This is a genomic window from uncultured Thermomonas sp. (genome assembly GCF_937872235.1).
Taxonomy (GTDB): domain Bacteria; phylum Pseudomonadota; class Gammaproteobacteria; order Xanthomonadales; family Xanthomonadaceae; genus Thermomonas; species Thermomonas beijingensis.
This window is the reverse complement of sequence record NZ_CALMPC010000135.1, coordinates 50,949-56,948: the sequence shown is the minus strand read 5'-3', so window position 1 is coordinate 56,948 and position 6,000 is coordinate 50,949. Positions and strand designations below refer to the sequence as shown.

The 6,000-nt window shown below is 60.4% G+C and carries 8 protein-coding genes; 1 reads left to right on the top strand and 7 read right to left on the bottom strand.

The features are described from left to right. The 6 genes from QWB57_RS11780 to QWB57_RS11755 all read right to left on the bottom strand — a co-directional run. Window positions 1–1,350, bottom strand: a 1,350-nt coding sequence (locus QWB57_RS11780; RefSeq protein ID WP_288969673.1) for a TonB-dependent receptor, incomplete at its 3' end; no start/stop codon positions are given. Window positions 1,351–1,447: 97 nt separating this feature from the next. Continuing rightward, complete coding sequence (locus tag QWB57_RS11775; protein WP_223626616.1) at window positions 1,448–1,777, bottom strand: non-heme iron oxygenase ferredoxin subunit; 330 nt, start codon at window positions 1,775–1,777, stop codon at window positions 1,448–1,450. After that, window positions 1,774–2,340, bottom strand: coding sequence for a GNAT family N-acetyltransferase (locus tag QWB57_RS11770; RefSeq protein WP_288969671.1), 567 nt, complete (start codon window positions 2,338–2,340; stop codon window positions 1,774–1,776). The genes QWB57_RS11775 and QWB57_RS11770 overlap by 4 nt, the downstream gene beginning before the upstream one ends. A gap of 21 nt (window positions 2,341–2,361) precedes the next feature. Next, a complete protein-coding gene (locus QWB57_RS11765) occupies window positions 2,362–2,802 on the bottom strand; it encodes a barstar family protein (RefSeq protein WP_288969669.1) in 441 nt (146 codons plus the stop codon). 8 nt (window positions 2,803–2,810) lie between these two features. Next, on the bottom strand, window positions 2,811–3,287 hold the full coding sequence (locus QWB57_RS11760) for a ribonuclease domain-containing protein (RefSeq protein ID WP_288969668.1): 477 nt from the start codon (window positions 3,285–3,287) through the stop codon (window positions 2,811–2,813). Window positions 3,288–3,301: 14 nt separating this feature from the next. After that, a complete protein-coding gene (locus QWB57_RS11755) occupies window positions 3,302–3,550 on the bottom strand; it encodes a hypothetical protein (protein ID WP_223626625.1) in 249 nt (82 codons plus the stop codon). A 67-nt stretch (window positions 3,551–3,617) separates the two neighbouring features. Here QWB57_RS11755 and QWB57_RS11750 point away from each other — a divergent pair, with 67 nt between their 5' ends. After that, entirely contained in the window at window positions 3,618–4,214 is a 597-nt protein-coding gene (locus QWB57_RS11750) for a YdeI/OmpD-associated family protein (RefSeq protein WP_223626627.1), read from the top strand. Window positions 4,215–4,218: 4 nt separating this feature from the next. On the opposite strand, the gene QWB57_RS11745 is transcribed toward QWB57_RS11750, so the two are convergent. After that, a complete protein-coding gene (locus QWB57_RS11745; protein ID WP_223626629.1) occupies window positions 4,219–5,985 on the bottom strand; it encodes a M14 family metallopeptidase in 1,767 nt (588 codons plus the stop codon). Window positions 5,986–6,000 lie beyond the last annotated feature (15 nt).

Sequence of the window (6,000 nt, the reverse complement as noted above, 5' to 3'; positions counted from 1 at the left end):
GCGCACGCCCACGATGGCCTGCCACTGCGGCGAGAATTCAATTTGATCTTGCAGATACAGCGCCGCGGTTTTGGCGATGCCGTGGTTGTCGGCATCGGTAGCACTTTGGCTGAAGGTTGCCGGCACATTGACGTTGGGGTTGGATAGCGGAACGCTATTCGCGCCCGGTGCAAAGTATGCGGTGGTGCGGTAGTTATCCGTAGCCTGGCGTGCCAGCTCCACACCGGCAAGGACGGTGTGATGGAGCGCACCGGACGCCACTTTCCACACCAGATCCGTTTGGTTGAACAGGTTGCGGCGCGAGCTGTCACTGCGATAACCGGCCAGCGTCACCCGTGTGCCGCTGGCATCCACGCTGCTTGGGAAAATGTTTTGGTAGTACTTGTCGTAATTGGCCAGGCGCAGGTGGTTGCGCAGGTTGAGGTTGTCGCTGAATGCGTGGTCGAGGATGGCGTCGAACGCCGCCACATCGGCTTCGGTGCGGCTGAGTTTTGGGTTGCCGAAGAACGTGGATGGGGGGGTGTTGACCGGGCGGCCATTGAACGATGGGATGCCGCGGTCAGCGGTGCGGTCATCGTGAAACTTTTCAAACGACAGTTGCAGGCGTGTGGCCGCACCGAAGCCAATGCTGAAACTGGGGTTGATGCCGTAGCGCTTCAAATACGCATCGTCACGGAAGCTGTCCGAATGTTCATGCACGGCTGTCACACGGAAGCCCGCCGACTCGCCAAAGCCAATGCCGTAATCCAGGGTGCCACGCCGGCGCAGGCCGGAGCCCAATTGCAAGGTGCCGCTGCCATGGTTCATGCCATCGGCCAATTTGGTGATGCGGTTGATCACGCCGCCGCTGCCGCCACGGCCAAAGATCATCGCGTTGGCGCCTTTCAGTGCTTCGGCGCGCTCCAGGTTGTAGGTATCGCGGTAGTAAGCGATGTCATCACGGATGCCATCCACATAGAAATCGGCATTGCTGCTGTTGCCACGCATCACCGCTTGGTCGCGGTTGCCTTCGCCCTGTGAGGTGCCCACGCCGGGGATGTAGCGGAAGGTATCGGACAGGGTGGTGATGGCCTGGTCGGCCACCAGTTTGTCGGTAATCACGGTGACGGCTTGCGGCACATTGATCAGCGGGGTGTCGGTCTTGGTGGCACTGCGCGTTTGCCGCACCTGATAGTCCGGCAGGTAGCGTTGGCCGACCACGATCACCGTATCCACATTCTTCGTGGGGTCGCGCTTGGCGTCCTCTTCGCTGGCGTCACCGGCAAAGGCGTGGGCACTCAGGATCAGGCCGATGGCCAAGGTCAGTGGGGTGCGAAGCGGACGAAAAGCAGCAGAACAGGAAGGCGACATGGGGTCTCATGGGCATGTTGCAGCGCAAAACGCGCCGAAGTTGCGCATGCTAACGAGAATGATTCGCAAATGCAATAAGAAGGGTGGACAAAGCAAATCAGCGATCGTCACGCACCAGCACTTGGCCGTTTTCGACCTTGACCGGGAACTTCGCCACTGGCTCATAGGCGGGCGCGCACAGTGCTTTGCCATCGCGAACATCGAACTTTGCGCCATGCAGCACGCATTCCACTTCGCCGCTGCCGGCGTCGAAATGGCCGGCCGACAGCTCGAAATCCTCATGTGTGCACTGGTCTTCCAGCGCGTACAGCATGCCATCCAGATTGAACACGGCGATGGGTGTCCCGGTGATGTCATCGAATGCCACTTTCATTTCGCCGGGCAGCAGCTCGGCAGTGGTGCAGACGAAGGTCCAAATGTCGCTCATGCAGTGGTTTCCACGGGCAGCGAGGTTTCAAGCAAGGATTTTTCGAGGACTTCAAAGCGCAGGTCGTCCCGCTTGGGATGACCGAAGCGTGCATCGCCATATGGAAAAGGCTTGAATACGCCAGTACGGTGGTAGCCGCGGCGCTGGTAAAACGCGATCAGTGCATCGCGCACGTCAATCACCGTCATGCGCATGACGGGGAGTTGCCAGTCCTGTTGGACGATGCGCTCGCATTCGGCCAACAGGCGCTTGCCAATGCCGCCGCCTTGCAAGGTGGGGGCGACCGCAAACATGCCAAAGTAGCCTGCGCCGTCATCCTCGGCCACATGTGCGCAGGCAAGCAGGTTGCCGGCCTGTTCCAACACCACGATCTTGCTGCGTGCTCGCTCAAGGTCATGCCGCAAGACGGCAGGGTCGATGCGCTCGCCTTCCAGCAGATCGGCTTCGGTAGTCCAGCCGGCGCGACTGGCATCGCCGCGATAGGCGGAGGTCACCAGCGCAACCAGTGCGGGGATGTCATGCAAGGTGGCGAAGCGCAAATCTGCAGAGTTCGTGGCATCCATCCGCGTATGCTAGCGCGTGGGTCATTCTTGCGGTGGGAACTCGGCCTCGGGAAGCGCAAAAAATACCCAGAACGGAATATGCCGTTGTTGCCAATCCAGTACGGCGGTATCAAGGATGTCCAGCAAGATGTCGAAGCTGGCTTCGTCGGCATCACGCAGGTCTTCGGTATGCGACAGCAGCACACTGTAGCCGCCCGCAGCCGGCAGCCAGGACAGGTCACGCAACTGGTCGGACAGGGCATCCCAATTGCGGCCTTGATCGGCGGGAAACTCCAGGGCATTGGCCAAGTGCAGCAGCAGCGCGTCTTTGTCGGTGCAGTCGCGTAAGTCGATGGTGCGCAGCAATAACCGGGCGTCATGCGTGGAGTCGGCGAGCGTGCCCAGATCGTCCTCGGTGACGAAATAGACACCAGCCTGATTGGCGTCATGCAGGTCCAAACTGAAGGCTTCGTCGTCGTGCATGGTGTGCCTCAATGAACGTCGAAGCGACGGAAGCTGGCGTAGTGATCATCGGTGTAATACCACTCACGCGGCGGCGTACCACCGGTGATGATGCGGCGCGTGCCGCGATTGCGCGCACCCGGGGTTTCCACCGTGTATTCGTGATACCAGCCACGCGGTTGGCGCGGCAAGTGACTTTCAAAATTGCCGAATACACCGCCATCCTGGTGGTGTGGGAACGGGCCGCCGCGTTGAATCAGCGTGATGCTGCGCAAGGCTTCGGCAGGCAGAAAATCCGGGAGTGCACTTGCAGCAGAGCTGGTAGTGAGTCTTGCAGCAGGTCCACCCCGCGATGCTGCGGTAGTCTGTGCGGCAACCGTGCGGGCACCGTTCGCAGTCGACACCGTTGGCGTGCGTGCACTCCCCACCTGCGCGGAGCGATCTTGCATCCACCAAACACCAGCCAGCACCAATAACAGCAGACCCCACGTCAGTGGCTTACGCATGCAGGAATCCAGGCTCAGAATGGGCGGATATGAAAGGGCGGATGCTCATTCAAGCGACCATCCGGCTCCAAGGTGGCAAACACTTTGCGATCGCCATCGAAGATCACCGGGACGGACGCTTTGAACAGAGGTTTGCGGATGAATTTGAGTTCCCAGCCAAAACGTTCCAAGCCGACCAAGGTGTCGATTTGCGCTTCGTTGAGCTCACGCCGCAGCGTGCGACTGAGCGGGGTGATCGTGCTGCGACGTTCGGCAGTGGCCATGTCGCCCCCTGTTTTCGTGGTTGACACCGGCGCAGAATGCGCGCAAGTCCATTTGTGTGCAACTGCCATGCCCCATGACCCACGTATCGACGCTTACATCGCACGCGCCGCACCGTTCGCGCAACCCATTCTCACGCATGTACGCGGGTTGTTGCACGATGCCTGCCCGGATGCCGAGGAAACGATCAAATGGGGCATGCCGACCTTCATGTATGCGGGCAGCATCCTGTGCGGGATGGCGGCGTTCAAGCAGCACGCTTCGTTCGGCTTCTGGAAGCATGCGCTGGTAGTGGGTGAAGGCGAGCCACACGACGGCATGGGCAGCTTTGGCAAACTGACCTCAGTGGATGACCTGCCATCGAAGCGAACCTTGCTGATGCAGATTCGCAAGGCGATGAAGCTCAACGAAGATGGCGTGAAGTCGCCGCCGCGTAGGTCTTCATCGAAGCCGCAGGCGGAAATGCCAGAATCATTGTTGGCTGCATTGAAGAAGAACAAGGCCGCGCAGGCGACATTCGAGGCATTTCCACCAAGCTGCAAACGCGAATACATCGAATGGATCGCTGAAGCCAAGCGTGAGGAAACTCGCAGCAAGCGAGTGACGCAGGCGGTGGGATGGATGGCCGAAGGCAAGCGCCGCAACTGGAAGTACGAGAACTGTTGAATCCTCAATAAGCCGTGCCCGTACGCAGCACCGGATAGCGGTTATAGCCCAGGTCCCACGCCGGGTGCCGACGCGCGAAAAAATCCAGACGCGCCATCGGGTTCTTGGCGAATTCGGGATCGTCTTTCAACTTCTTGTCAAATTCGGCCTGCAGCGCGGAATCTTTGGCCAGCATCAGCCGCGCCTGTTCTTCGGCCACGTAGCTTTCCATGTATTCCTTGCGCTCAAAACTGTTGTTGAAGCCGCCCCATGCGGCGATGGAGTCGGGGGCTTGTGGCTCAAGAATGGCCATGACCAGGCGTGCCTTGGCTTGCGCGATGGGCACAAATAGCGCCCCCGCCACCAGGTTGGCGGATGCAGGCTTCCAGTTGCCGGTGAGTGTGGTGCGCTGGTGGCCTTCGCTAGGCGCGGCTGCAAACTTCACACTGTCGGCGATAAAGGACTCCACCTCGGCGTTGGCCTGCGGTGTTGCAAGTGTGCGGAATTCAATGCCGTGCAAACGCAGCGCAGCGCCGACTTGTGCGGCGTATTCGGCAGGCACCAGATAACCGGCCTTGGGCGCGATGACGGTAATGCCGGGAACGATGGTGTCACGCAGCGGCAGCATCCACAGCTGCGGGGTGCGCTCGTCATACACCACCATGTCGGTGCCGGAAACCGTGGATGGCATGCGCTTGTAGGCATAGCCAAGGAAGTCGATGATGCGTTTTTCCTCGGTGGTTTTGTAATCCAGCGGGACGGGTTTTCCGGCCAGTTGCGCGGCGCGCGTGTCGGCATCGAGCTCCAACTGCCGCCACTGGCTGCCGTGTTGCGCCACCAGTTCCAGTGTATCCAGCACGGCGTTATATGTGCTGTGCACGCGCTCGGGGTAGGTCTTCCACGAGTGGGTTTCGATCAGCATCACCAGCCGGTTGCGCAGCGGGAAATAGCCGCTGGAAAAGCGCGGGGTGTAGGCGGTTTCCACAAAGCCGCTGGCGGGGTCGTCATAGTCGGCAAAGCTGGGGTAGAAATCCACCGGCAGCGAGCCCTGGGTTTTGAGCTTGGCAATGATGCCGGCCTTGAGCGCCTTGCCGGCTTCGCGCAGGGCGGTATCGCCCACGTTGACCGGGTCGCCGGTGACGGAAATGTCGTGGCGGAATTTGGCGCCATCCGTGACATGCAAATCCAATGTGGCCAGCGGATCCCAGGCATTGACCAGCGCCAGCATCGCCTGCATTTCCGGGGCGTCGGCTTTCACATAATCACGGTTGAGGTTGTAGCGCTGGGCGGTCACCCGGAACCCCATTTCCGCCGGCCCGCGCTGGTTGGGGCGGTTCCATGCTTTGAAGTTTTCGTGGCCATCGACATTGAATACCGGCACGAACAGCAACACCTGCTTGTCCAGCAGACCCTTGCCAACCTTGCCCTGCAACAGATCGCGCAGCAGCCCGAAGCCAGCGTCCTTGCCGTCGATTTCACCGGCATGGATGCCGCCCTGCGCCAACACCACCGGCACGCCCTTGGCACGGGCATCGTCAGCCGTCAGTGCGCCACTGGTGGACACCGCCAGCGCCTTCATTGGCCGGCCCTGCGGGCTGGTGCCGAAGTCAAAGCAGCGTGCTGATTGCGGAAATACCTGTTGGAAGGCGGCACACAGGGCAATGACCTCATCATAGCGACCGGTCTGCTGGTAACCGCTGCGTTCGGCCACGGTGCCAAGATTGGGTTTGGCGGCCATCGCAATGGTTGGCACGGCGGTTAGCAGGGCCAATGCAAGAATGCTGTGACGCATGGGGGAGTCTCCTGA